This window comes from Pseudomonas sp. NPDC089743 (genome assembly GCF_044748785.1).
Taxonomy (GTDB): Bacteria; Pseudomonadota; Gammaproteobacteria; order Pseudomonadales; family Pseudomonadaceae; genus Aquipseudomonas; species Aquipseudomonas putida_X.
Genome location: NZ_JBIVGS010000002.1, coordinates 393,852 through 418,735, shown reverse-complemented (window position 1 = coordinate 418,735; position 24,884 = coordinate 393,852). Strand labels below are relative to the sequence as shown.

The 24,884-nt window shown below is 62.7% G+C and carries 22 protein-coding genes and 2 pseudogenes; 7 read left to right on the top strand and 17 right to left on the bottom strand.

The features are described 5' to 3' along the window. Positions 1 to 109 precede the first annotated feature (109 nt). Positions 110 to 1,684 (top strand): aldehyde dehydrogenase (NADP(+)), encoded by a 1,575-nt coding sequence (locus ACIPZC_RS05375; protein WP_400625359.1) that lies wholly within the window; start codon positions 110 to 112, stop codon positions 1,682 to 1,684. A 123-nt stretch (positions 1,685 to 1,807) separates the two neighbouring features. On the opposite strand, the gene ACIPZC_RS05370 is transcribed toward ACIPZC_RS05375, so the two are convergent. From ACIPZC_RS05370 to ACIPZC_RS05350, 5 genes are all read right to left on the bottom strand, one after another. Further along, positions 1,808 to 2,971, bottom strand: a complete 1,164-nt coding sequence (locus ACIPZC_RS05370) for an AAA family ATPase (protein ID WP_400625357.1) — start codon at positions 2,969 to 2,971, stop codon at positions 1,808 to 1,810. A gap of 136 nt (positions 2,972 to 3,107) precedes the next feature. After that, on the bottom strand, positions 3,108 to 3,377 hold the full coding sequence (locus ACIPZC_RS05365) for a DUF3077 domain-containing protein (protein ID WP_400625355.1): 270 nt from the start codon (positions 3,375 to 3,377) through the stop codon (positions 3,108 to 3,110). Positions 3,378 to 3,710: 333 nt separating this feature from the next. After that, on the bottom strand, positions 3,711 to 3,953 hold the full coding sequence (locus ACIPZC_RS05360; protein WP_241806468.1) for a hypothetical protein: 243 nt from the start codon (positions 3,951 to 3,953) through the stop codon (positions 3,711 to 3,713). A gap of 510 nt (positions 3,954 to 4,463) precedes the next feature. Further along, positions 4,464 to 4,673 carry a DUF6434 domain-containing protein gene (locus ACIPZC_RS05355; protein WP_400625353.1) on the bottom strand — a complete coding sequence of 70 codons (210 nt, stop codon included), beginning with the start codon at positions 4,671 to 4,673 and terminating at the stop codon, positions 4,464 to 4,466. A 45-nt stretch (positions 4,674 to 4,718) separates the two neighbouring features. Beyond that, the gene (locus ACIPZC_RS05350) at positions 4,719 to 5,159 is read right to left on the bottom strand and encodes a hypothetical protein (RefSeq protein ID WP_400625351.1); all 441 of its coding nucleotides are present in this window, start codon (positions 5,157 to 5,159) and stop codon (positions 4,719 to 4,721) included. A 221-nt stretch (positions 5,160 to 5,380) separates the two neighbouring features. On the opposite strand from ACIPZC_RS05350, the gene ACIPZC_RS05345 reads away from it, so the two are divergent. From ACIPZC_RS05345 to ACIPZC_RS05330, 4 genes are all read left to right on the top strand, one after another. Next, entirely contained in the window at positions 5,381 to 8,887 is a 3,507-nt protein-coding gene (locus ACIPZC_RS05345; RefSeq protein ID WP_400625349.1) for an AAA domain-containing protein, read from the top strand. A gap of 351 nt (positions 8,888 to 9,238) precedes the next feature. After that, positions 9,239 to 9,652, top strand: coding sequence for a thiol-disulfide oxidoreductase DCC family protein (locus ACIPZC_RS05340; protein WP_400625347.1), 414 nt, complete (start codon positions 9,239 to 9,241; stop codon positions 9,650 to 9,652). Next, positions 9,637 to 10,197: a GTP cyclohydrolase I FolE gene (gene folE / locus ACIPZC_RS05335; RefSeq protein ID WP_400625345.1), complete on the top strand. Its 561-nt coding sequence runs from the start codon at positions 9,637 to 9,639 to the stop codon at positions 10,195 to 10,197. Before ACIPZC_RS05340 ends, folE begins: the two co-directional genes overlap by 16 nt. Before the next feature lie 35 nt (positions 10,198 to 10,232). Next, positions 10,233 to 10,691, top strand: a complete 459-nt coding sequence (locus tag ACIPZC_RS05330) for a DUF3429 domain-containing protein (RefSeq protein WP_400625343.1) — start codon at positions 10,233 to 10,235, stop codon at positions 10,689 to 10,691. 36 nt (positions 10,692 to 10,727) lie between these two features. Here ACIPZC_RS05330 and ACIPZC_RS05325 read toward each other — a convergent pair whose 3' ends face one another. From ACIPZC_RS05325 to galB, 5 genes are all read right to left on the bottom strand, one after another. Further along, positions 10,728 to 11,114, bottom strand: a complete 387-nt coding sequence (locus ACIPZC_RS05325) for a cupin domain-containing protein (RefSeq protein WP_400625341.1) — start codon at positions 11,112 to 11,114, stop codon at positions 10,728 to 10,730. 71 nt (positions 11,115 to 11,185) lie between these two features. Then, entirely contained in the window at positions 11,186 to 12,010 is an 825-nt protein-coding gene (locus ACIPZC_RS05320) for an AraC family transcriptional regulator (RefSeq protein WP_400625339.1), read from the bottom strand. Between the two features lie 414 nt (positions 12,011 to 12,424). Next, positions 12,425 to 13,507 carry a 4-oxalomesaconate tautomerase gene (locus ACIPZC_RS05315; RefSeq protein ID WP_400625337.1) on the bottom strand — a complete coding sequence of 361 codons (1,083 nt, stop codon included), beginning with the start codon at positions 13,505 to 13,507 and terminating at the stop codon, positions 12,425 to 12,427. Between the two features lie 2 nt (positions 13,508 to 13,509). Then, the gene (locus ACIPZC_RS05310; protein ID WP_400625335.1) at positions 13,510 to 14,226 is read right to left on the bottom strand and encodes a 4-carboxy-4-hydroxy-2-oxoadipate aldolase/oxaloacetate decarboxylase; all 717 of its coding nucleotides are present in this window, start codon (positions 14,224 to 14,226) and stop codon (positions 13,510 to 13,512) included. Then, positions 14,223 to 14,999, bottom strand: a complete 777-nt coding sequence (galB, locus tag ACIPZC_RS05305; RefSeq protein ID WP_400625333.1) for a 4-oxalmesaconate hydratase — start codon at positions 14,997 to 14,999, stop codon at positions 14,223 to 14,225. Before galB ends, ACIPZC_RS05310 begins: the two co-directional genes overlap by 4 nt. A gap of 118 nt (positions 15,000 to 15,117) precedes the next feature. Here galB and ACIPZC_RS05300 point away from each other — a divergent pair, with 118 nt between their 5' ends. Beyond that, on the top strand, positions 15,118 to 16,311 hold the full coding sequence (locus ACIPZC_RS05300) for a LysR family transcriptional regulator (protein WP_400625331.1): 1,194 nt from the start codon (positions 15,118 to 15,120) through the stop codon (positions 16,309 to 16,311). A 15-nt stretch (positions 16,312 to 16,326) separates the two neighbouring features. Here the strand turns inward: ACIPZC_RS05300 and ACIPZC_RS05295 are convergent, their stop codons facing one another. From ACIPZC_RS05295 to ACIPZC_RS05275, 5 genes and pseudogenes are all read right to left on the bottom strand, one after another. Beyond that, positions 16,327 to 17,574: an OprD family porin gene (locus ACIPZC_RS05295; RefSeq protein ID WP_400625329.1), complete on the bottom strand. Its 1,248-nt coding sequence runs from the start codon at positions 17,572 to 17,574 to the stop codon at positions 16,327 to 16,329. 127 nt (positions 17,575 to 17,701) lie between these two features. Continuing rightward, the gene (locus tag ACIPZC_RS05290; RefSeq protein ID WP_400625327.1) at positions 17,702 to 18,964 is read right to left on the bottom strand and encodes a gallate dioxygenase; all 1,263 of its coding nucleotides are present in this window, start codon (positions 18,962 to 18,964) and stop codon (positions 17,702 to 17,704) included. Positions 18,965 to 18,985: 21 nt separating this feature from the next. Next, positions 18,986 to 20,335 carry an MFS transporter gene (locus ACIPZC_RS05285; RefSeq protein ID WP_400625325.1) on the bottom strand — a complete coding sequence of 450 codons (1,350 nt, stop codon included), beginning with the start codon at positions 20,333 to 20,335 and terminating at the stop codon, positions 18,986 to 18,988. A 227-nt stretch (positions 20,336 to 20,562) separates the two neighbouring features. Further along, positions 20,563 to 20,715 (bottom strand): annotated as a pseudogene (locus ACIPZC_RS05280) (ankyrin repeat domain-containing protein); the annotation flags it as partial. Beyond that, positions 20,714 to 20,824: pseudogene (locus ACIPZC_RS05275) on the bottom strand (catalase); the annotation flags it as partial. The pseudogenes ACIPZC_RS05275 and ACIPZC_RS05280, both read right to left, overlap by 2 nt. A 481-nt stretch (positions 20,825 to 21,305) precedes the next feature. On the opposite strand from ACIPZC_RS05275, the gene ACIPZC_RS05270 reads away from it, so the two are divergent. Beyond that, the gene (locus ACIPZC_RS05270) at positions 21,306 to 22,379 is read left to right on the top strand and encodes an aldo/keto reductase (protein ID WP_241806463.1); all 1,074 of its coding nucleotides are present in this window, start codon (positions 21,306 to 21,308) and stop codon (positions 22,377 to 22,379) included. A gap of 7 nt (positions 22,380 to 22,386) precedes the next feature. Here ACIPZC_RS05270 and ACIPZC_RS05265 read toward each other — a convergent pair whose 3' ends face one another. Together ACIPZC_RS05265 and xylB are read right to left on the bottom strand one after the other, a co-directional pair. Continuing rightward, the gene (locus ACIPZC_RS05265) at positions 22,387 to 23,352 is read right to left on the bottom strand and encodes a carbohydrate kinase (protein ID WP_400625323.1); all 966 of its coding nucleotides are present in this window, start codon (positions 23,350 to 23,352) and stop codon (positions 22,387 to 22,389) included. 41 nt (positions 23,353 to 23,393) lie between these two features. Then, positions 23,394 to 24,884, bottom strand: a complete 1,491-nt coding sequence (gene xylB / locus ACIPZC_RS05260) for a xylulokinase (RefSeq protein ID WP_400625321.1) — start codon at positions 24,882 to 24,884, stop codon at positions 23,394 to 23,396.

The following is a 24,884-nucleotide window of genomic DNA, read 5'->3' as shown; positions in this document are numbered from 1 at the left end:
CCGCTGTGCGGTCCATCGCCGGCAAGCCAGCCCACAGGTATCGCGCAAACCTCAAGGGGTTGGCCGCCATGTGCCACTGAGCCCTCTTTCTTTGTTACAGGAGTCAACCATGTCTGCAAGCAACTTCATTGGCGGCCAGCGCAGCGCTGCCGGCAGCGTCCGCCTGCAAAGCTTCGATGCACGCACCGGCGAAGCATTGCCGGTGGTCTTCACCCAGGCCACCCCTGAGGAAGTGGCCGCCGCCGCCCAGGCCGCCGAAGCGGCATTTGCCGAATACAATGCGCTGGCACCAGAGCGCCGCGCGCAGTTTCTGGATGCCATCGCCGACCAGCTGGACGCGCTGGACGATACCTTCGTCGCCACAGTGTGCCGCGAGACTGCGCTGCCGGCTGCGCGCATCCAGGGCGAGCGTGGCCGTACCAGCAACCAGATGCGCCTGTTCGCCAAGGTGCTGCGCCGTGGCGACTACCTGGGGGCGCGTATCGACCGTGCGCAGCCACAGCGCCAGCCACTGCCACGCCCTGACCTGCGCCAGTACCGTACCGGCCTTGGCCCGGTGGCGGTGTTCGGCGCCAGCAACTTCCCATTGGCCTTCTCCACGGCAGGCGGTGACACCGCCGCAGCGCTGGCTGCCGGCTGCCCGGTGGTGGTCAAGGCACACAGCGGCCATATGGCCACTGCAGAGCAGGTAGCAGAAGCTATCGAGCGAGCGGTGGTGGCCACCGGCATGCCTGCCGGGGTGTTCAACATGATCTACGGCGCCGGTGTCGGTGAAGCGCTGGTGCGCCACCCGGCGATCCAGGCGGTCGGCTTCACCGGTTCGCTCAAGGGCGGCCGTGCCCTGTGCGATCTGGCGGCGGCGCGCCCGCAGCCTATCCCGGTGTTTGCCGAAATGAGCAGCATCAACCCGGTGCTGGTGTTGCCCGCGGCGCTGCAGGCCCGCGGCGAGCAGGTGGCCAAGGAACTGGCCGCCTCGGTGGTGCTGGGCTGCGGGCAGTTCTGCACCAACCCCGGGTTGGTGATCGGCATCGCTGGCGCAGCGTTCGACACCTTCGTCACGGCACTGGCTGCGCAAATGGCCGACCAGCCCGCGCAGACCATGCTCAACGCCGGTACCTTGCGCAGCTACACCAGCGGCGTACAGCGCCTGCAGCGCCACCCGGGCGTGCGCCATCTGGCCGGTGCCGAGCAGGTCGGCGACCAGGCCCGGGCACAGCTGTTCCAGGCTGATGTGAGCGTGCTGCTAAGCGGCGACGAGCTGTTGCAGGAAGAGGTTTTCGGGCCTGCCACGGTGGTGGTCGAGGTGGCTGACGAAGCCGAACTGTGCCGCGCGCTGCAAGCCCTGCACGGGCAACTGACCGCCACCCTGATTGCCGAGCCGGAAGACTTCCAGCGCTTTGCCGCGCTGGTGCCGCTGCTGCAGCGCAAGGCCGGCCGCCTGTTGGTCAACGGCTACCCGACTGGCGTCGAGGTGTGTGATGCAATGGTGCATGGCGGCCCTTACCCGGCCACCTCCGATGCCCGTGGTACCTCCGTCGGCACCCTGGCCATCGACCGCTTTCTGCGCCCGGTGTGCTACCAGGACTACCCAGACGCGCTGTTACCCGACGCCCTGAAAAACGCCAACCCGTTGGGCGTGCAGCGCCTGGTCGACGGCCAGCACAGCCGCGACCCGCTGAGCTGACGCCGGGGCTGGCTCTGGCTCGAGGGCAGGGCGTGCAAGGCCTCCAATGCGTCAGGGCGCGCGTAGGAGCGATCAGCTCCTACGTTGCACGCCTCGGCAGTTGGCGCTTTTGGTGCATCGCGGTCAGTCAACCCACCGCCACAGCGGTTCATCCAGCAACCCCACCCCGCGCAGCTGTGTCTGCCCCTGAACCTTCTCCAGCTCCAGTAAGTTGCACCCGTCACAGGCTGACAGCGCCTCAATCAGCGGCGCACTGTGCGACACCACCCAAACCTGGCTCCGCCGCGAAGCACGAACGATCAACCGCGCCAGCGCGGGCAGCAGGTCGGCATGGAGGCTGGTTTCCGGCTCGTTCAGCACCATCAGCGATGGCGGCCGTGGCGTCAGCAGCGCAGCCATCAACAGCAGATAACGCAACGTACCATCCGACAATTCGCCCCCGTCCAGTGGGCGCAGCAGCCCATGCTGGTGCAGCCGCACGCTGAACAGCCCGCCCGGCGGCGCATCAATCTCTAAGCGGCTACCGGGAAACGCGTCATCCAGTGCCGCTACCAGGTCCTCCACCTCACCAATCTCGATGATGGTCTGCAACGCCGAGGCAAGGTTGCGGCCGTCATGGTGCAGCACCGGCGAGCGGGTCCCCAGCTGGGGTTGGCGGCAAGGGGCGTCGCGGTCGATACGGAAATGATCGTAAAAGCGCCAGCTGTTGATGAACGCCCGCAGCTCACCAATCTCCGGGGCCTGCCGTGGTCGGCCCACGATGTTGAAGAGGCTCTCGCAGCTGTCGGCATGTTGATCGAGTACCGTCCAACCATTGCCCTCCCGCGCACGAACCATGGCGTTTTTGCGCTCGACCAGCAAGGACGATGGGCGATAAGCCCCAGCGCCCCAGATGGCTTCGGTCTTGATCTCAGGGTCGAGCATGAAGGCGGTGGGATAGGGCAGGGGTATCGGCAAGCCCAGCGAGATGGCAAAGCCGAAATCTTCGGTGGCGAACCCCAGGCGCAGACGTCTGGCTTCGCTCGGGTGCTGGCCTTGAATGGGCACTTCACCGCGTTTCATGCGCGCACTCATCTCTGGCCCCGCCCACCAGGTCGAATCCAACCCGCCTTCGCGGGCAAGCGCTTCGATCACGCCACCCTGAGCGGTCTCTGCGAGCAGGCGCAGGGCTTTGTACAGATTAGATTTGCCGCTGCCGTTTGCGCCGGTCACCAGGTTGAGTTGGCTCAAGGGCAACACAAGGTGGTTGATGGAGCGGTAGTTGCCGATGGCGAGGGTGGTGAGCATGCGGTGCGTCCCAAGTTTGACTCAGCGCCTGATTGTGGTCGAACTGCACCAGGCTTACTACCTCTTGGGCGAGGTCCTTTCGCGACACAAGGCCGCTTCGGCGAGGGGCGGCGTAGGTCTGCAGGTAGGGGTAGGGTCACGGGGTTTTCATCGCGCCCAGTTCGGCATCGTCGAGCAGGGCTTTGGCCAGGGCGCAGAGGTAGTGCGAGGCCCAGAGCAGCTGGGGCTTGTCTTCCATCAGGCCGTCGAGGGTCAGGTCGCGGGCGTAGCCCATCAGTTCCGAGGCTTGTTCGCGGGCGCTTTGGCAGGGGATGCCGGGCTCGATGCGGAAGAGGGGGTGGGTCTGGTTTTCGCCTTGGTAGAAGACGGTTTTGCCCACGGTGAATGCGGTGTGTTCGGTGGCCATGGTGTGATCTCCCTGAAGTTGTAACTGCCTGGGCTGGCCCTATCGCCGGCAAGCCGGCTCCCACCTGGACTTGCGCCAACTTTTAGAAATTGGGCAAGACCTGTGCTTCCACAGGCAAAGCGCAAGCCTGAAGAACTGCGCGATCGTGGTGGGAGCCGGCTTGCCGGCGATGGGCTGCGCAGCAGCCCTTGGGTCCGCTTTGCGGCCCATCGCCGGCGAGCCGGCCCCCCACAGGTTTCACCGTGCGCCTGAGTGGCGTCTACGACTCAGCGGCGGTGCTGTGCAAGGAAGCCAGCCCGTGAAGAAGCCAGGCCAGGCCGATCATGATGAGGATTAATGCAGCGTTTGTGGATCGGCTGGCTTTTGTATTTGTGCCAGTGCTGACTCGAGCAACTTGCGCAGGGCATCAAGTTCGTGCATCGAGGTCATGATCATCACGGATACGGGGGCTTTCGGCTGCATCAACATCGCTTGCTGGGCCACGATCTCGGCGCAGAGCGCGTAGTCGGCAGCCATCATCAGCGTGTCTTCGAGGGAATGGGGATTGTGAGGCGGATCGGGGACGATCTTGAGCATGATGAAACTCCAACGTCGAAGGGTGGAGCTACCACGGTCTTGCTGTCAAACAATGAGGTGGCAGCTGTACGCGGGTTGACAGACCGAGACGTTGGCACTCGGCGCACCAGAGGTGCCCGCACGTACAGCCACCATAAAAGTGTGCACATGTGGACAACGAAGACGGCCTGTCAAAACCGATCGCTGAATTGGCAGCGACGGGCCGAGACTAGAATCCACGTTGGGCATGTGCAACGAAAAACAGGCGGCGGCAGTATCTTTGGGAAATGCCCTACAGGAAAGGGGTTAAATCTGATTTTTTCAGCCGTTCGATGTAACAGCTTGTATCCCGCGGGCAGTCAAAATTCACATAGCGAAAAATGACCAGTGTGGCGAACAGCGGGATACAAACCATGGGCTGGGTTCCATGAAACTAGTTAGCGCTACCGGCCGGCTAATGCCAAGCAGAGCTGGCACCTGTTCCTGGCTGTTCTGTTCGCCTTGGCATAGAGGCGCGCGAACAATAGAGCTCTAACGACTGTGGGTGCGCAGCCATTCATCAGCGACGTCGCCCATGTTGGCTGGAGCCCCGCTCTTTATCCAGGCCATGAAGGTACGGTCGAACTTGAAAGCCTCACCGCATTCCCTCAGCAGGAACTGCCGAACCTTCTGCGTGTTCCGGTAGCCGTCGTCTATCGGGGTCGCGCGGGTGATCGGCCCGGCATGCCAGTCAAATCTCATCCTCATTCCCTTTTATGCAAACCTGCCCGAGAAAACTGAAGAGGGTCATTCAACGTTTGCTGCAACACCCTCGGCTGATGCCTGGCTCGCCCTTCGGCGAGTGACGAGCAGCATGATCACTGCGGTGAGTCCAGGTATTGGGTAGAACAACACAAAACCCGAATACCACCCCAATTCATTCAAATCGCTGGCCCAGCTCAATCCCCCTGCCAAGATCAGCCCCCACACAAGCGCAATGATGACTGCAGCGATGACTCGCCTGTCCAGGGGTAATTTCGGCTCGCGAGCCATGGCTGCCGCATAGGCCTTCCAGCAACCCCACAGGCCGACCGTGGAAATCAGAAAGACGGGTATCACGAACTCCGGCACCTTGAATAGCATGACCGCTAAAAACAGCGTGGCCCCGATGAAGGAGTAGGTGAGCGGGGCGATGCCAATGAGCGCGCCGAGTGTCAGCACAATTCGAAGTTTGGTGAGCTTGGTCATGCCAGTCCTTGTTTGATAACGGCGGCTGCGTCCGGGCAGCCACATCGAGCGCGAGCATAGGCGCATGGGCTACAAAATCAAAGAATGGATGTCAGTCAGCCATTGACAGCCTTCCATTAGCTAACGACCATCCAGACCCAGGCACGATTGACGATGCGCAGCGTTACCCCCACCCGCTTTCGACCGCAACATTGAGTGCCGGTCAGTAACAGATCAGGACGATGAACGATTACGCCTTAAAACTGGCCAATTACTGGCGCACCTCCCTCGCCGATGCTGAAAACGGCAATGGCGCGCTCAACTCCAAGCAAGCCGAAGCGCTCACCCCCGTCGGTATGGAGCATGTACAGAGGGGCGGCTTGCCAGAAGAGCTTGTAGCCAAGCTGTTTACCGATGAGGCACCAGACACTACGAGCGTAAAAATCACGCTGCGCCCTTGGGTTTACCTTTCACAGCGTGAGCACGGCAAGGTTAGGACGAGCTTGCCTGCAGCAGTAACACCGCTGATCTGTGCCGTATTGGTGTGCCGTGATGGGCGTCTTTACCCGACCACACACGCTTTCGTGCCGCGTGACATTCTTGAGCCGCTGGACAAGGACACCTTCTTCATCGGGGCACAATCTGCGCTGGATGACTTTTTGTCGGTCGAAGAGGTGCCCGCTTTCACGCCGCCGGGTGAGGGGGAGACACTCGACGTCCAGCAGCATCTTGAGCAGTGGCGTAAGTTCTACGCGTTTTGTCTGCGGATGGCCCGTGAGGTCGGTCAGGGTTGGGATGCGGCCGAAGACGGCATGAAGCCGGCAAAATACAGTCTGCTGTTCAAGGAGGATAAACCTGACGGCTTCAGCAAGAACATCGTCAATCTCTATGACTATTTGCGTCAGCACAAGCCTGATGCCCCGCTGTTCGAGCGCTTCGCCCAGCGTGAACCAAGCCCCGACGAGTCTTGTCTGCCCCCGGGCAGCCATTTCGCCGCACGTTTGGGCCACGCTGGCGACGAATACGCCCTGGCACCTGCCCAGCGTGATGCTTTGGCTCATCTGATGGCCGGGCAGGTGGGCGATGTGCTGGCAGTCAATGGGCCGCCAGGCACGGGCAAAACCACACTCGTGCTTTCGGTGGTCGCCTCGCTTTGGGCCAATGCCGCTGTGGCTGGTGGCGAGCCTCCGGTGATTGTTGTCAGTTCCACCAATAACCAGGCGGTGACTAATGTCCTCGCGGCTTTCGGCAAAGACTTTGCCGAGGGCACCGGGCCGTTGGCGGGGCGATGGTTGCCAGGCATCAAAAGCTTTGGCGCCTACTTCCCGAAGGCATCTGCCGAAGCAGAGCTTTCCAGTGTCTACCAGACCAAGAGCTTTTTTCATGATTTGGAGTCTTGCGCCTATCTGGACAAAGCCAAGCACGCCTATCTGACACAAGCGGCAACGGCTTTCCCGGGTGTTCAAAACCTCGATGTCGAGCGCGCGGTCGGGTTATTGCAGCAGCAAATCAAGGCACGCCAGCAGCAGCTTGCCGATATTGAACAGGCGTGGGCGGCGCTTGGCCTCGCTCGGGAGGCGCTACGCGTTGCGTTGGGAGATGACCCCCAGGCCACTCTGCAGGCCCGGCAAACCGCTCAACTCGACCAATTGCATCAACTCAACGCGGCCCAGAAGCAACTCAAAGATTTCAAGCATTACCTGGCACATGAGTCGCTGTTCTACAGCCTGTTCAGCTGGATTCGCCCCGTTGCCGCCAAGCGCCTTCGCCTGGCCAAATTGCAGCTCGATGGGGCCGATGCGGAGCTACAGAATGCTGCGACCTTGGGCGAAATTGAAACGCGGCTGGAAGCTGGGCAGGCCCGAGCACGCCAAGAGCATCAGCGACTCACCCAACTGCTGCAAACCGCTCATCAACTGTTCGAGGCTGAACAACAGTGGCTGGACGGCTGGCATGGCGCAATCAGCTCGCTGGCCGATGCGGCCGGCCGACCTGCGGCCCAGGCCACGCTAGGGGAATGCGACCGCTGGGCCGATACGTCACTGCGTTTCGAAATATTCCTGCTGACTACTCACTACTGGGAAGGGCGTTGGCTATTGGAAGTCAGCGAGGAGCTGCAGGAAATACTCGATAGCCGCAAGAAAACCGGTGCCAAGACGCTGATCAAGAACTGGCGCCGTTGGATGAAACTCACACCTTGTGTGGTCTCTACCTTTTTCAGGCTGCCCAAAGAGCTCTCATGTAAACGCTACGACGACGGTGATTACATAGACGACTACTTGGTCGATTTCATTGACTTGCTGATCGTCGACGAAGCTGGACAGGTGCTGCCGGAGGTGGCCGCGGCGTCGTTTGCCCTTGCTCGTCAAGCGCTGGTCATCGGCGACACCCAACAGATCGAGCCCATCTGGTCGATCCCGGCCAAGGTGGATATCGGCAACCTCACCAGTGCTGGGCTGGTTTCGCACAGCCAGGCCGAGGAAGACTACGAGGCATTCTGCAAAGCTGGGCGCAGTGCCGCAAGTGGCAGCGTGATGGCCATCGCCCAGTCGACCAGCCGTTATCACTACGACCCAGACCTTGCCCGGGGGATGTACCTCTACGAGCACCGCCGCTGCTATGACTCGATCATCACTTTCTGCAACACCCTTTGCTACAAGGGCAAACTGCTGCCTCGCCGGGGGCAGGCAGTGCAAGATGGCTTACCGGGACTTGGCTACCTCCACATCGACGGCTTGTGTGAGCAAAACAGCCATGGCAGCCGCCAAAACTTGCTAGAGGCGCAGACCATTGCTGCGTGGCTTCATGCCCACGCAGATGAACTCAAGCAGCGCTACCCACGCAGGTCGCTTCACGAGATTGTAGGGGTGATAACGCCATTCGGAGCGCAAAGCCGCGCCATCGCCGAGGCATGCCAGGCATTGGGCCTGAACGCTGGAAAAGGGGCGGACCAGATCACTGTCGGTACCGTGCATTCGTTCCAGGGCGCAGAGCGGCCGTTGGTGATTTTTTCGGCGGTATATTCCAAGCATGCCGATGGCGGTTTCATTGATCGACGCGAAAGTATGCTCAATGTAGCTGTGTCGCGGGCTAAGGACAGCTTCTTGGTGTTTGGCGACATGGATTTGATTGGCCAGGTGCCTGTAAGTAAACCACGTGGGCTGCTGGCGAAGTACCTGCTGGCTGACCCGGCCAGTGAGTTGCAGTTCGAGTATCAGCCTAGGCAAGACTTGTACACCGCGAGTACCGGGTTAAGTCATTTGCACGATTGGCGCCAGCATGACGAGTTTCTGAAAGAGACATTGCAAACGGCCAGCCACCAGGTTCAGATCATTACGCCGTGGGTCAAGTTGGAATGCCTGTTCACTACAGGGGCGCTTGAGCACATGCGTGCAACGGTGGAGCGTGGCGTCAATGTCGAAGTGTTCACCGACCTGCAGCTCAATACTGAAATATCAGCCCGAAAACCCCAAGGCGAGCCGCAAAAGATCGCGGCATTCAACGCTACCTTGGCTGAGTTGAAAGCCCGGGGCATTCCCGTGCGTATCGTCAATAAAGTACACAGCAAGATCGTCATGGCCGATCAGAGTCTTTTATGTGTCGGTTCATTCAACTGGCTGAGTGCTCAGCGCGAAGGGGAGTACGTCCGTCACGAGACTTCAATGGTTTATCGAGGCGTCGACGTGAATGACGAGATTGAGCTGAATCGCAGGAGTCTCGCCAGAAGAACGGCGTCTTATTTGGGCTGACAAGAGGTAAGACAACGAGAGGACGGCACATCCGCCTGCTGCCCTTTTGCCGTTGTCCGATTTCCCTGCAGTTGCAGCTGCTTGGGCTGGCGATATTGCCGGTAAACCGGACTCCCACAGGTAATGTCCAGCTGCCGCTGTAAGTGCTTCTAGCGTGTATACAGTCAAGCATAATCACCGCGCTCGGGCCATGCCGGTGTGCATGTCCTAGCGGCAGCTGCGTCCAGGCATACCCGGCAACCGAGGCATTGCGCTTGGCTGCCACCGCCGGAAAGCCATCACATGCCCATTGCGAATTTCCTGGTTTCCGCTAACTTATACAAAAACCTGTACAAACATTAGAGGTTGTACATGTATTGTCAGTGGCCCCTAACGCTGTACTTCGATGGCGCCTGCCCCCTGTGCGCTAGAGAGATAGCCTTTCTGCGCCGGAAATCGACCCAGGCGAAGCTCATTCTGGTTGATATCAGTGATGATGATTTCGATGCAGAGGCATTGAGCGTGACGGTTGAGCAACTGAGGTCATGCCTGCATGGACGGTTCGCGAACGGGCAATGGGTTAAGGGCTTGGACGCTACCTTGTGGGCCTGGCGTGCTGCCGATGCGGGTACGTGGGTCGCGCCACTGTCCTGGCGCCCGCTACGCCCCCTGTTTTCAGTCTTTTACCGGTTGTTCTGTCGTTTGCGGCCACACTTGGCCTGGCTACCACATCCCGATGCCGGGCACCGCTGTAGCGGTGAGGAGTCCAAATGTCACATTCGTTAGCCGAGCACTACCATCAGATCCTTGTTGGCGTTGGTGAAAACCCGCAGCGCGAAGGGCTGGTGGGCACGCCCCAGCGTGCGGCCAAAGCGATGCAGTACTTGTGCAACGGATATGCCCAGCGTCTTGACGAGGTCGTCAACGGTGCTCTGTTCGAAAGTCAGAACGACGAGATGATTGTCGTGCGTGACATTGAGCTCTACTCGTTGTGCGAACACCACATGTTGCCGTTCATCGGCAAGGCGCATGTCGCGTATTTGCCAACAGGGCGGGTATTAGGGCTTTCTAAGGTCGCGCGCGTGGTGGACATGTATGCCCGTCGCTTACAGATACAGGAAAACCTGACGCGGCAGATTGCGCATGCAATTGGGCAAGTCACGGACGCCGCAGGGGTTGCGGTCGTGATTGAAGCGAAGCATATGTGCATGATGATGCGCGGTGTCGAGAAGCAGAACTCCGTGATGATTTCCTCCGTGATGTTGGGGGAGTTTCGCGACTCCGCTTCGACTCGGCACGAATTCCTTAACCTCATTGGGCGGCACAATTGACAGGCGATGCTGAACCGTCGCGAAGGGGCGTCCAAATGAGTGCAGTCACTGCTGCTTTACCTGCAAGCCGCTACACGATGCTGGGTTACGGTGGCTTGCTGCCCTTCGTTGGTTTGACCCTGCTCATCGTCTTTTTCGCTGAGTATCGAGCTTTCACCTCGTTCATGTTGGTCAGCTATGGCGCTGTGATACTGAGCTTCGTCGGCGCCCTGCACTGGGGCTTCGCCATGACGTTACAGGGTTTGCTCGCGAAGCAGCGTCGCGAGCGGCTCGTGTGGAGCGTTATCCCGGCCCTGATCGGTTGGGTTGGCACGTTGCTACCCGTGCCAGTGGGTTGTCTGGTGCTGACCTGTGGTTTTATCGGCCACCTTTGGCAGGATCGCAAACTGGTGCAAGCTGTGCCTGGGTGGTATCTGCCGATGCGGGTCCATTTAACAGCTGTGGCAAGCCTCTGTTTGCTGCTCAGTGCACTTGCGGTAGCAATGGATTTTTGAAACCACGAACCATCCGCTATGAGTGATGTTTACCCCTCATATCCACACGTCGTTCATGGCAGTGCGCGCTCCACCTTCATGGCCGGTATTCAACACGCCTCTGGGCTCGATCATCATCAGTTTCGCTTCGCCCTGCGCCGCTGTCCTGTGCTCCACCCCACGTGGTACCACATACAACTCGCCTGGGTTCACATGAACGCAGCCCTGCGGTAAATCGATGCGCAAGGTGCCTTCGAGCACAAGAAACGCTTCGTCGGTTTCCGGGTGCGAATGCCAGATGAATTCACCTTCTATTCGCACAACCTTGAACTGGTAGTCGTTCATCTCAGCGACCACTCTCGGGCTCCACTGCTGTTCGATCAGTGCAGCTTTCTGGGCCAGGTTTACGGGGTATGCCGGGCGTTGCGGGATGGGGTTGGACATGACGGCTCCTCATGGGTTGAAGTCGCCAGCCTATCGAACCGCCACAAGGCGTTCTTGTACGATCCTACACGTCAGCGCGCAGGTCGCAAGCGCTCCAGCCAGCGCAGCGGTGGCACCCCATAGCTGCGTGTGAAGTGCCGTGTCATGTGGCTCTGATCGTGAAAGCCTGCCGCCAGGGCCGCATCGACCAAGGTGAAACCATCGAGCATCAGCCTGCGCACAGTGTCCAGGCGCCGCAGGGTCACGAAGCGGTAGGGGCTGGTGCCGTAGAGGGCGCGAAAGTCGCGGGACAGGCTCCATTGTTCGCGGCCGCTGGCCTGTTCCAGCATCTCCAGGGTGATGCCCAGGTGAAGGTGCTCCAGGATGAACGCCCTGGCGCGCTCGGCCGCCCGGTAATCCAGGCGTTTGCGGCCGCGTGGCTTACCGCCCACCGCACGCAACGCCATCGCCAGGTCATACACGGCGTCCTGTTCCTCCAGCGTTTCCAGCGGGTGCTCCAGTGCCTGCACGAAGGCTTCACTGGCGCGGTACAGGCGCGGGTCGCTGGACAGCCCACCCGCGATGAAGGGCAACGGTTCACCGCCGAGCGCATTCTGGATCAGTGCTGGGTCGATGTAGGCCATGCGGTAGCGAAAGCCCGCTTCAGTCCCGGCCATGCCGTCGTGCACTTCGTCAGGGTGCAGGACCAACGTGTTACCCGGTAGGCCGTGGCACAGCGCCCCTTTGTAGTGAAAGCTCTGCACCCCGGCGAGGGTGCGGCCGATCGAGTAGGTGTCGTGACGGTGAGGATCGTAGCCATGGCTACCGAACCACGCTTCTATCCGCTCTACGCTGCCAGGGTGAGCGCTGCGGATGACCCAGTCGGGGCTGGCTGCGTGGCCTGCTTTTCGTGCCATGAATAAACGCTCTTCGACTCAACGCTATGCATCCGACTGTCGCGCTGCCGCCTGTTGCGCTTGAGTCTCTGAGCGCTGGCCGGCAAGCACCTGTTGCGCCGTCAACTCGATAGAGTCGAACACCGCCTTGGGGACCCTGTACAGGTACTGCTAACGGCGATTGTTCGCGGGCCCGGAGTATCTCCCGCTGCCCGCATGTACCTTTTCCTTCAGTTTGGGCGTGAGCGCTGTGTTTTTTTAATTCAGCTCACAAAATCTTCAGATTTCGCGATTATGCCGTTTTTTTGTCCACTTTCCACAGGGCGTGTGGATGCCAGAATCTTCAGTTCTGCCACCAGGGCAGCTTGTTTCATGAGTTTTGATGCGCCGCGCGGGCAGCGCTCGACCTCAACGGCGAAGAGGCGTTGGCAAGCACTACTGCCGCCCACCCCATACATTCCGAGCAACACCCACAACCCCATCAAACAACAACCGCGCCGTCCTCACCAACCCGCACCCCGTGATCACCCCATGTGCCACGCTGATTTCCACGGTAAATTCCCCACTCGGATGCTCCACCGCCAAACGCTGACGATCACCGCCGCACGTGCTGGCAAGGCCCTGTGCAACCGACCCTTCAATCAAGCAGGCCGTAGCAACACTCACCGCGCCAAACACCCCAATGGATGCATGACAACGGTGCGGAATGAACGAGCGCGTATTGACCGTGCCGCCGTTGCGCGGTGCCGACAACAGGCACATCTTCGGCACATTGCGCTGGCTGACATCACCCAGGTTCATGCGTGGGCCCAGTTGCAGGCGGATGGCTTCCAGGCGCGTTTTCAGTGAGCGGTCGGCCTCCAGCGTTTCGCACGGCTCGTAACCGGTCACGCCAAAATCCTCGGCACGCAGCAGTACCACCGGCATACCGTTGTCGATGCAGGTGACGTCCACGCCATCGACCCTGTCGCGGCTGTTGCCGGTGGGCAGCAGGGCTCCACAGCTGGCGCCGGCCACGTCGGCAAACGTGACCACCAGCCCCGCCGCACGGCCCGGCACCCCATCGATACGGGTATCGCCGGCGTACTCCACCTGGCCATCGGTGGTCGGCACCTGGGCGATGGCGATCTGCCCGGTGTTTTCCATGAAGATGCGTACCGGCGTGCTCGCGCCGCTGGCGGCTACCAGGCCGCGCTCGAGGGCGAACGGCCCTACGCCGGCCAGAATGTTGCCGCAGTTCTGGCCATAGTCCACCCGCGCCTCGTCCACCACCACCTGAGCGAACAGGTAGTCGACGTCGGCGTCCTCGCGCTGCGAGGCGCGGATGATGGCGACTTTGCTGGTGAGCGAGTCGGCGCCGCCGATGCCGTCAATCTGCCGCGCATCGGGTGAGCCCATCGCCGCCAACAGCACCCGGTCACGCAGCGGGCCTGGGGCGGGCAGGTCGTCATGCAGGAAATAGGCGCCCTTGGAGGTGCCGCCGCGCATCAGCAGGCAGGGTATGCGGGTCTGGCCCATGTTCAGCCTTCCAGGTCGGTGAGGTGGTCGACATAACGCAGGCCCTTGGCCGCCAGGCGCGGGCGCATCTCGTAGATGTCCAGGCCAAGCTCGCCGGCGGCCAGGCGCAGGCGTTTGCGTTCTTCCAGGTCGGCGCGCTGGGTGGCCGCTTCGAGTACCGCCTGGGCTTCGCCATGGCGCACCACCACGATGCCGTCGTCGTCGGCCACGACGATGTCACCGGCATTGATCAACTGCCCGGCACACAGCAGCGGCAGGTTCACAGAACCCAGCACTTCCTTCACCGTGCCTTGGGCGTTGATGGCGCGGGACCACACGGCAAAGCCCATGTCGCGCAGTGTCTGGCTGTCGCGCACGCCCGCGTCGATCACCAAGCCGCGCACCCCGCGGGCCTGCAGCGAGGTCGCCAGCAGGTCGCCGAAATAGCCATCGCTGCACGGCGAGCTGGGCGCCACCACCAGTACGTCGCCTGGGCGGCACTGCTCAACGGCCACATGGAACATCCAGTTGTCGCCTGGGGCCACCAGCACGGTTACCGCGCTGCCGGCCACCGCCACACCCTGCTGGAGGGGGCGCACGGCAGTATTGAGCAGCCCCTTGCGGCCTTGCGCCTCATGCACCGTGGCTACGCCCAGCCGGCCCAGGGCATCAATCATGTGCGGCTCAGCGCGCGGGATATGACGCACCACGATGCCGGTCTTGCCGATCAGCCCACTCATGCCAGGTTCTCCGTCACGCGTGGGAACACACTCTGCAGCCCTTCGGCGTAGACGATGTTGCGTGCGCTGGTGATGCCGACGTTACGCTTGGCCTGCACACCGCGCTGCAGGGCTACGCGGGTGTAGTACTCCCAGAGGTGTTCCTGGCCGGCCATGCACTGGATGGCCGCATACTTTTTGTCCCACACCGGGGTGATGTCCAGGAAGGTATCCGGGCGCCATTCGCACTGTTCGGGCTGGTGCGGCTCAAAGGCGTACACCGGCGGTGCGCCAACGATCTTCTCGCCCGGTTTGTAGCCTTCGGCCTGGGCGATGATGCGGGCCTCCTGGGCCAGGTGCATGGCCAGCGGGTGGTCGTAGTTGTAGGGGTCTTTCAACGAATGGCTGAGCACGAACTCCGGTTGCACCCGGCGATACACATCGGCCAGGCGCAGCAGGGTGTCCTTGTCGGCGCGCATCGGGTAGTCGCCGATGTCGAAGAATTCCACACTGGCACCCAGGATTTCGGCCGCTGCCATGGCTTCCTCACGGCGTGCGTCCTTGACCTTGGCTTCGGTCATTTCACCCTTGCGCCACAGTTTGGCAGACTCACCGCGCTCACCGAAGGACAGGCAAACCACGTGCATGGCATAGCCTTGCTCTGCGTGCAGCGCAATGGCGCCACTGGCCCGCCAGACGAAGTCGGCGGAATGTGCGCTGATCACCAAGGCGGCTTTTTCTGGGGTATTCATTGTGTGATGGCTCCTGCAGTGGGGGTTGACGCAGGATGTCATCGGCCTGTGCGAGGCACTAATGCGTTCACTTGCAACGGCTATGCGTTTTATTTATTGCCTGGCAAGCGGGGTAGAGGCATAGTCGCCCCAGTCACGTGCCCAGCGCAGGGGGAGCTTTATGATCAACGTCGAACTGCCCAACCTGATGCAAGTACGCGCGTTCATCCGGGTAGCCGAGTTGGGCAGCGTTTCGCGGGCGACGGAGGTGTTGTTCCGTGCTCAGTCGGTGGTCACCCGCGCCATCGCCGAGCTGGAGGCGCGGTTCGCTGTCCCGTTGTTCGAGCGCCATGCCAATGGCATGCGCCTGACCGACTATGGCGAGTGCTTGCTGCCGCGTGCCCAGCGCGTGCTGGCGGAACTGGACGGCGTGCCGAGTTTGCTGGGCACCGCGCAGGGCGAGCCCCTCTACCTGTTTCAGGCGCGGCGCCTGCAGGTGTTCGTGAAGCTCTGTGAAACACGGCACATGCAGACCGTGGCGCGGCACTTCGGCCTTAGCCAACCGGCCGTCAGTGCTGCTTTGAAAGTACTCGAAGGCGGATGCGGGCAGCCCTTGTTCGTGCGTACCTCGCGAGGCCTGCAGCCCACCGTGGCCAGCCGGGATATCCTCTTCCCCATCCGTCGGGCGCTGAACGAATTGCGCCACCTGGACAGCGACCTGAGCGCGATGCAAGGCACCCTGCGCGGGGTGGTGCATGTCGGCGCGTTGCCGCTGGGCCGCTCGCGCATTCTGCCGGATGCCATTTTACGCTTCACGGCCCAGCATCCGCAGGTCCGGGTGGTGACCAACGAAAGCCCGTTCGACCTGCTGGCAACCGAGCTGCGGGTAGGGGATGTGGACTTCGTGCTGGGCGCCTTGCGGCCTCACGACTACGCCAGCGACCTGGTGGGCGAGCCGCTCATCAACGAGGAAATGGTGCTGCTGGCCCGCCGTGGGCACCCGCTTTTGCACACACACCTCACGCTCGAGGGCGTGCACCAGGCGCGCTGGGTGTTGCCGCGCGCCGGTTCGCCAGCGCGCGGGCTGCTCGACAACTGCTTTGCCGCCGCCGGCCTGGCAGCGCCGTGGCCAGTGGTGGAAAGCGCTGATCTGGCGGTTATCCGAGGCCTGCTGGTCCGTTCGGACATGCTGGCGGCAGTATCCGCGCACCAGTTGGCTTACGAGATTGCCAGCGGCGAACTGCAACGCCTGCCGCTGGCACTGCCCGGTACTGCTCGCGCCATTGGTCTCATGCAGCGCAGTGGCTGCCTGCAGTCACCGGCGGCAGTCGCGCTGATGGCCTGTATCCGCCAGGTCATCACTGAGCAGGCATGAGCCCGGCAGGGTGCCTTAAAGCAGGCTCAGCGGGTAGCTGACGATCAGCCTGTTCTCATCGAAACTGTTGGTGCTGCCCCAATCCCGGCGCTGGCTGGAGTTGCGCCACTTGAGGTTCAGGGCCTTGAACGGCCCGGACTGGATCACATAGGCCAGCTCGCTTTCGCGGCCCCACTCGGTGCCGTCCTGGGTGCTGGCGTTGTGCACGTTATCGCCGTGGATATAGCGGTTCATCAGGGTCAGGCCGGGTATGCCGAGCACCACGAAGTTGAAGTCGTGGCGCACCTGCCAGGAGCGTTCCTGGGCGCTTTCGTAGCTTGAGCCGAAGGCGTCGTTGGCCAGCGTGCCGCCGCTGGCACCGTTGAGCCGGAACCATTCATCATCGCCCATGACCTTCTGCAAGCCGACGTAGAACGTGTTGCCACCCAGCTTCGCCGAGAACAGGCCCGATGCGGTGCGGTTGTCCAGTTCGCCTGCCTTGGCGCCGCCGTCGTCCTTGCCCCAGAAGTAGCCCAGGTTGGCGCCCAGCACCCAGTTGCCGACCGGCTGTTGATGCTGCACCTGCAAGAAGCGCTGCTGGTAGATGTCCTGCAGCTGGGCGTACCAGGCGCCGACCAAGGTGCGCTCCTGGTTGAAGCGGTAGTCGCCGCCGGCGAAGTTGAAGCGGTCCGAGGTGAACGCTGTACGCGTGAACAGGCTCATGTCCTGCATGCTGGTGTCGTTGCGCGGGCTGTTCTGGCGGAACTGGCCGCCATACAGGGTCAGGCCGGCCAGCTCGTTGGAGGTGACCTGGGCGCCCTGTAAGGTTTGCGGCAGCGAGCGGCCGTCGTCGGCGCGCAGGATGGGTAGGGTGGGCGACCACTCACCGACCTTGAGTTCGGTCTTGGAGACCCGCATCTTGGCCGCCAGCGCCGTGCGGCCAAAGTCGTCCGCCGGGCGCCCGTCGTCGTGAACAGGCAGCAATTGGGTGCCGGCGGTGCCCTTGCCGCCATCGAGTTTGATGCTGTAAAGGCCCAGCACGTCAACGCCAAACCCGACCACGCCGGGGGTGAAGCCGGACTTGAAGTCGAGGATGAAACTTTGCGTCCATTCCTCGGCTTTGCCTTGGCTTGCCGTGCCTGTGTAATCGCGGTTCATGTAGAAGTTACGCAGCGTCAGGGTTGCCTTGGCGTCGTCGACGAAGCCTTCGGCCACAGCTTGCAGTGGCAGGCTGGCTGCCAGGGCGAATGTGGGGACGAGCGGGTACAGGGTGCGGCATTTCATTATTTTTATTCTCCAGGGATGGGCACAGCGCTGCCCGCCAGCGTCGTTTCGGCGCTGGGCAGGTTGAATCAGGGAGCGGTGTGGCAGCGCGGCTCGCGCCGCCACAGGATCAAGCGGGTTGCATCGGTCAGTTGGGCGCTTTGCCGGCCACCGAGTAGCGAACCTGCTGGTTGCGGGTCTTCATGAAGTCTTCGATGCTCTGCCCGCGCATGGCGGCGTAAATATCCAGGTTGGACACACCCAGCACGGCGCCCAGCTTCTCCAGCACGAAGAAGATCACCCCGTAGTGGATCAGCCCACGCCAGTCGCGGCGGCGCAGCAAGTCGCTTTCCTCTTCGTTCAGGCCCGCTTCGCGGTACAGCGCTTCGGGCTCGCTGAGGAAGCGCTGGCGCCACTGCGGCTCGATCATGCGGTGCAAGAACTTGTTCAGACGGTAGCCTTTGGCACTGCGCTCCAGGGTGTAGGGGTAGGTGCCCTCAAGCTGCTCAGCCCCTGCCAGCTGATGCTGCATGTGCTGGCGGTGACGTTCGTTGACCGGCGCCGGCAGTGCCTGGTCGCGATTTTCCAGCAGCAGGGTGGCGATGCCGGTCATCGACGGCAGGTAGTAGCTTTGGTGCTTGCGCTCAACATTGGCAGACAACGCGCCGCGCATGATCAGCCAGGTGATCACCTCGGCACCTTCCATGCCGCCGAGCGTGGCGTACTCGGCCAGTGTCATCTCGGTCAGGCGCTGCGGGTCGTTCACCAGCAGGTCAAGGAACTGCGCGTCCCACTCCGGATTGTTGAAACCGCAACGCTCGCCATGCACCTGGTGCGACACCCCGCCGGTGGCGACGATCGCGACCTTGAGGTCTTCGGGGTAGCTCTCGATGGCGCGGCGCAATGCCTGGCCCAGTTTGTAGCAGCGCCGCGCCGTGGGGATCGGCAGTTGCAGTACGCCGACTTGCAGCGGCACGATCTGTACGGGCCAGCTTTCATCGCAGGGCAGCAGGGCTGACATGGGCGAGAAGAAGCCGTGGTCCAGCGGCTTGTCGCGGAAGAAACTCATGTCGAACTCATCGGCCATCAGGCTCTGGCCGATGTGTCGCGACAGCGCGGCGTGGCCGCCTACTGGCGGCAGGTCCCGTGGGTTGCCGCCTTCATCGGCCACGCCGTACTGCTCGTCCACGCCCAGGGTGAAGGCACTGTAATGGTCGAAGAAGAACGAGGTGACGTGGTCGTTGAAGATGTAGAACAGCACGTCCGGCTGGCGCTGCTGCAGCCAGGTGCGGATCGGCTCGAAGCTTTCGAAGATCGGCGCCCAGGCGGCTTCTTCCTGTTTGTCGTGGTCGACTGCGAAGCCGATGGTTGGGGTGTGGGAGACGGCCAGGCCACCAATGATACGAGCCATGCGAAAGTCCTCTGTTACAGGTTACGGCGCGGTTACTGCGGGGGTCGTGCGCAGCCGGGCGTGGCCGTTGGCCAGGATCGCCAGGGCAGCGACGAATGCCGGCAGGCCGAGGAGGGTGAACAGCAGCGGCAGGCCCAGCCCCAGGCTGAGCACGGCACCACCGATGAGGGAGCCGAAAATGGCCCCGAAGCGCCCGATACCGAGCATCCAGCTTACACCTGTGGCGCGGAACTCGGTCGGGTAGTAGCCAGGGGCGAAGGCGTTCAGGCCGGTCTGCGCGCCGCTCATGCAGAACCCGGCAGCCGCCACGCCCACCACCAGCAGGCTCGACTCCAGGCTCAGGGCGCCCAGTGAGACGATGCACAGGCCGCCGAGGGCGTAGGCGATGGCGATGACCCGGTTGGGGTTGCGTCGGTCCATGATCCAGCCGACCACGATTGCGCCCACTGCGCCGCCGATCTGGAACAGGCCGGTGATGGTGGCGGCGCGCTCGATGGACAGCCCGCCGTCACGCAGCAGGGTCGGCAACCAGCCCATGGTCAGGTAGATCACCAGCAGGCCCATGAAATAGGTCAGCCACAGGGCCAGGGTGCCGAACCGGTAGCGCTCGCTGAACAGCTGCCGGGCCGGTGCCTTGTGCTGGGTGGTCGGCTCATTGACGATAAAACGGGTGCCGGCAGCGAAGCGGCCGCCGAGCTTGGCCAAGGCTGCCGCAATCTGGCTGGCCGGTGCCTGGCGGGCTGCGAGGAAGCGAGCTGACTCTGGCAGCAGCCACAACAACAGTGGCAGCAATGCCAGTGGCAGAAGCCCACCGGCAAGCAGTACCGATTTCCAGCCGTGATGAGGGATCAGCCAGGCGGACAGAAAGCCGCCCAGGCCCGAGCCCATGTTGAAGCCGGTGAACATGATGGTGATCATCAGCGAGCGGTTGCGTGTGGGCAGGTATTCGGCGAGCAGTGTGGTGCAATTGGGCATGGCCGCGCCCAAGGCGATGCCGGTCAGCAGCCGTAGCACGGCCAGCTCATAGGGGTTGCGAGCGAAGGCGCAGGCCAGGCTCAGCAGGCTGAAACCGCTGACCGCGATCAGCAGCACTTTCTTGCGGCCCAGCCTGTCGGCATACGGGCCCGCGGTGAGTGCACCGATGGCCAGGCCCACCATGCCGGCACTCATCACCGGGCCAAAGGCGGTACGCGACAGCCCCCAGTCCTGCATCAGCGAAGGGGCGATGAAACCCATGACGGCAACATCGAAGCCGTCGAACAGCACGATCAGGAAGCACAGTGACAGGATCAGCCACTGGTAGGCAGCGATGGGGCGGTTATCGATCCAGTCTTTGACATCGACAGGGGCATCGACAGAAGGCTTGAGCATGGGTGGTCACCTTTGTTCTTGTATTGGTATGAGTTCCGTCTGGTTCCAGTAAGGCTTCGAAAGCGCTACGGCTCAGCAGAAATCACCCCGCCGGACTACGGCGTGACGGCGACTGTAATCCCACGGTTCAGGCAGCGCCTGCGGGATTATCTTAACGAGATATCCAATTTTCTTATCGCAGCCCTTTGGCCGTGTGCTGGCAAGTTGCGTTACACACTGCACAGCCCTCAGCGGTGCGCCGATACGCCGTTGAGCGCACCCTGTTCGAGGCTTTGCACGCTGTTGCCCAATGCATCTGTTGCTTCGATATCGGCACCTTGGGCGGTCAGCGCGTCGAGCAATGCTTTGCGCTGAAACATGGCCGCATACATGGCGGTCGTCTCGGATGAAGAAGGTCGGGAAGTTGTTACCTATTAGGTCCCAGTTGCCGTCTGCGGTGTAGAACTTGGTGGCGAAGCCGCGTGGGTCACGCAGGGTCTCGGGCGAGTGTTGATGGGTATGTTGGTAAATCCCACTTGAACTGCCTGGTCACGAGGAAGCCCAACGAACATCACCCTGAGGGCAAGCACCATGACTGAGCACAACGAAGACCCGAAACAAAGCCAGGTTCCGGCCCATTCCACGGAAGAGGAAAAGGCCAGGCTCAAGGACAAGAACAAGGACGGTATCCCGCCTGGCGCTGAGTGAAGCCTTGAAGATGGGGCCGCTTTGCGGCCCATCGCCGGCAAGCCCGGCTCCCACAGGTCCAGCGCGCAGCTCAAGAACTGCGCTGTCCATGCAAGAGCCGGCAGGCCGGCTGACACAGGTCGAGCGCGCAGCTCAAGAACCGCGCGGCCCGGGTGGGAGCCGGCTTGCCGGCGATGGGCTGCGCAGCAGCCCCAAAGCGCTCAGGCATAACCAATCAGATTGAACGTTTCAGCCATTCACCCCGTCGGTACTTCCAAGTCGTTCGCATTTGGAGGCACTCCCCATGAAGTACCGCACACTCGGCAACACTGGTCTGCTGGTCTCTGAACTGGTAGTCGGCACGGTCCCGTTCGGTGGGCGTGGCGCATTCGAGAAAACCGGCAGCGTGGACGTGGCACTGGCCCGGCGCATGTTCGACATCGCCTTCGACGCCGGGGTCAACCTGGTCGACACGGCAGACCTTTACTCCCACGGCCTGGCCGAAGAAATCGTCGGCCAGGCGCTGGGTGAACGGCGTCAGTCGATCATCCTCGCCACCAAGGCGCGCAGCCCGATGGGCGACAACCCCAACGACAGCGGCGCCTCGCGCTATCACCTGATCCGTGCCTGTGAAGCCAGCCTCAAGCGCTTGGGCACCGACCATATCGACCTCTACCAGATCCACAACTGGGACGGCATCACCCCTGTAGAAGAGACCCTGGCCGCGCTCGAGCATCTGGTGCAAAGCGGCAAGGTGCGTTACTTCGGCACGTCCAACTACACCGCCTGGCAGATGATGAAAACCCTCGGCAGTGCCCGGCTCAACGGCTGGCAGCAGCCGGTTTCCCAGCAGATCTACTACACCCCCGAAGCCCGTGAAGCGGAGTACGAGCTGCTGCCGATGGCGCTCGACCAGGGCCTTGCCACGCTGGTATGGGGGCCGCTGGGGGAGGGCTTGTTGACCGGCAAGGTGCGCCGCGGGCAACAGACACCCGCCGGCACGCGCCAGGGCAATGATTGGCCGGAACCCTACGTGCATGACAAGGAGCGGGCCTACGACATCATCGAGGCGCTGATCGAGGTGGGGCGGCGCCATGGCTGCTCCCCGGCACGGGTGTGCCTGGCCTGGCTCAAGGACCGGCCAGGCATCACCAGTGTCATCACCGCGGGGCGCACGGCCGAGCAGTTGCACGACAACCTGCAGGCGGTGGAACTGGTGCTGACAAGCCAAGACCTGGAGCAGATCGAGCGGGTGACGCAGATTGCGCCGCAGTATCCGTACTGGCACCGCATCGCGGCGAAAATGGACCGCATCGACCCGGCGGAGGCACCGTTCATTGCCCTGCATCGGCAAACGATGAAGCAGCACAACGCCTGATCGGTAATCAGCCCGAGGTATCGACAGCCTGAGGCATGCGGGAAACCTCACGTTCAAACGGCAGGTCCGGCCCGACCCTGGAACAGGTCACCGCCGCCGCCGCAATGGCGTAGGTCAGTATCGCATCGACCGTCGCGCGCGCCAGCATCGCCACACCCCTCGGGCTGTCCACACCCAGTCGAGCCAAGCAGGCCAGCACGGCTGCCTGGAACGTGTCCCCAGCCCCCACGGTATCGCGAACCGGCAGTGAGCTGTCCGCGGGCCTGTGCCATGACCCGTGCGCACAATGCACGCTGGCCCCCTCAGCCCCGTGGGTCACGAACACCAGCCGGCAGCGCTCGTTCAACCAGCCACGGGCTACCTCGCCAACGTCGCGCCCTGGGTACAGCACCTGCAGGTCTTCCTCGCTGGCCTTGATCAAATGTGCGTGCGCGGCAAATGCTTCAACGCGTGTGCGCCACAGCGCCACATCCGGCTGTGGATTCAGGCGCACGTTCGGGTCCAGGCTGATCAGCCGCTGATCGCGTTCGCGCTCCACCAGTGCCAGCAGCGTGTCGGCCACCGGTGTCACCACCAGTGTGTACGACCCCACGTGCAGCCCGTGCACGCGCTCATCCAGCACTGGCAGATGCTCAAGCCGCACCTGCCGGTCGGCACAGCCTTCGCCGCGGAACTGGTACTGCGCCGAGCCGTTGGCATCCAGACCGACCATGGCCAGGGTAGTGGGGGCATCGCTGGTGACCAGGTGCTGGCAATCGACGCCTTCTTCCTCAAGTACCCGGCGCAGGCGCGCGCCGAGGTGGTCGCTGGACAATCCGCCGAACAACCCTGCGGCAACGCCCAGCCTGCGCAGGCCGACGGCGACGTTGAACGGCGAGCCGCCAGCGATTGCGGTAAAGCCCAGTTCTGCGCTGCGCGGGCTGTTTTCCACGCTGAAGACATCGAACAACGCCTCGCCACATACCAGATACATGAAGTTCTCCCAAACAGAAAAAAGTAAGGACAGTACCGCGATCAGCGCACAGGCAGTTGATCCAGGTAGCGTCTGTAGGCCACGCCGTAGGCGGCCTGTTGTGCCAGGTTGGGCAGCGTGCGGGTGCTTTCGTCCAGCTCGACGCAGCGTTCGCACAGGGCCTGGAGGCTGTCGCCGGTGCCCAGTTGGCGGCCAAGGCTCCAGGCGGCCTGGATGGCCGCGCCCAGTGCGGCGGCTTCGGTCTGGCGCGGGCACACCACTGGCAGGCCCAGAAGATTGGCCAGGACCTGGCGCCACAACTCGCTTTTTGCCGCCCCACCTACCAGGCGGATTTCGCTGCCCTGCAGGCCATTGGCGCGCAGCAGGTCCAGGCCATAGCGCAGGCTGAAGCAGGTGCCTTCGAGCACGGCCCGGCACAGGTTGGCACGGGTCAGGTTGGCGCTGGTCATGCCATGCAGGCTGGCGCTGGCAGTGGGCAGCGCGGGCACCCGTTCGCCATCGAAAAACGGCAGCATCAACAGGCCGTCGGCGCCAACCGGCGCGTGTGCGGCGAGGGCCGTGAAGCGGGTGAGGTCAAGCTCCAGCAGGTCACGCACCAGCGCACAAGCGCTGGTCAGGTTCATCGTGCAGATCAAGGGCAGCCAGCCACCGCTGGAGGCGCAGAAGTTCGCCACCTCACCCTTGGGGTTGAGCTGGGCATGCTCGGTGTAAGCTGCCAGGGTACCCGAGGTGCCCAGGCTGAGGGTGATCATGCCGGGGCTGATATTGCCGGTACCGATGGCGCTGAGCATGTTGTCGCCGCCGCCGGTGGCCACCCAGGCGTGAGGGTTCAGCCCCAGGCCAGCAGCAGCCTGCTCGCGCAGCGGGCCGACGCAGGCGCCAGGGGCGAGCAGCTCGGGCAGTGCCGCCAACAGGCGCTCGCCCGGCTCTATGAGTTGCAGCACATCGTTTGCCCAGGTGTTGCGGTGCACGTTGTAGTAACCGGTACCCGACGCATCGCCCGGCTCGCTGCAGGCGCGGCCTGTCAGCCAGTAATTGAGGTAGTCGTGGGGCAGCAGCACATGGGCCAGGCGCGCGAACAGGTCGGGGAAGTGCCGTTTGCTCCACAGCAGCTTGGACACCGTATAACCCGGCGCAATCACCAGTCCCAGGTGTTCGATCGAGCCCTGCGGACCGCCGAGGGCGTTCAGCAGGGCCTGGTTTTCTGCCGTGGTTTCGGTGTCGCACCAGAGCTTGGCCGGGCGCAGCACGTGGCCTTGGGCGTCCAGCATCACCAGGCCATGCTGCTGGCCTGATACCGCCAGCGCACGGATGGCCTGGCCGTCGACGCCGGCCGCATGCAGTGCGCCAGCGACTGCCGTGTGCAGGGCGGCCAGCCAGTCGGCCGGGTCCTGCTCGCGGCGCCCGTTTCGGCCCCGGGCAGGCGCGTGCGCGGCACTACCAAGGCCCAGCACCTGGCCGCTGCCGGCGTCCAACACCAGCGCCTTGGTGCCCTGGGTACCGCAATCGATGCCGAGAAACAGTCCGTCCAT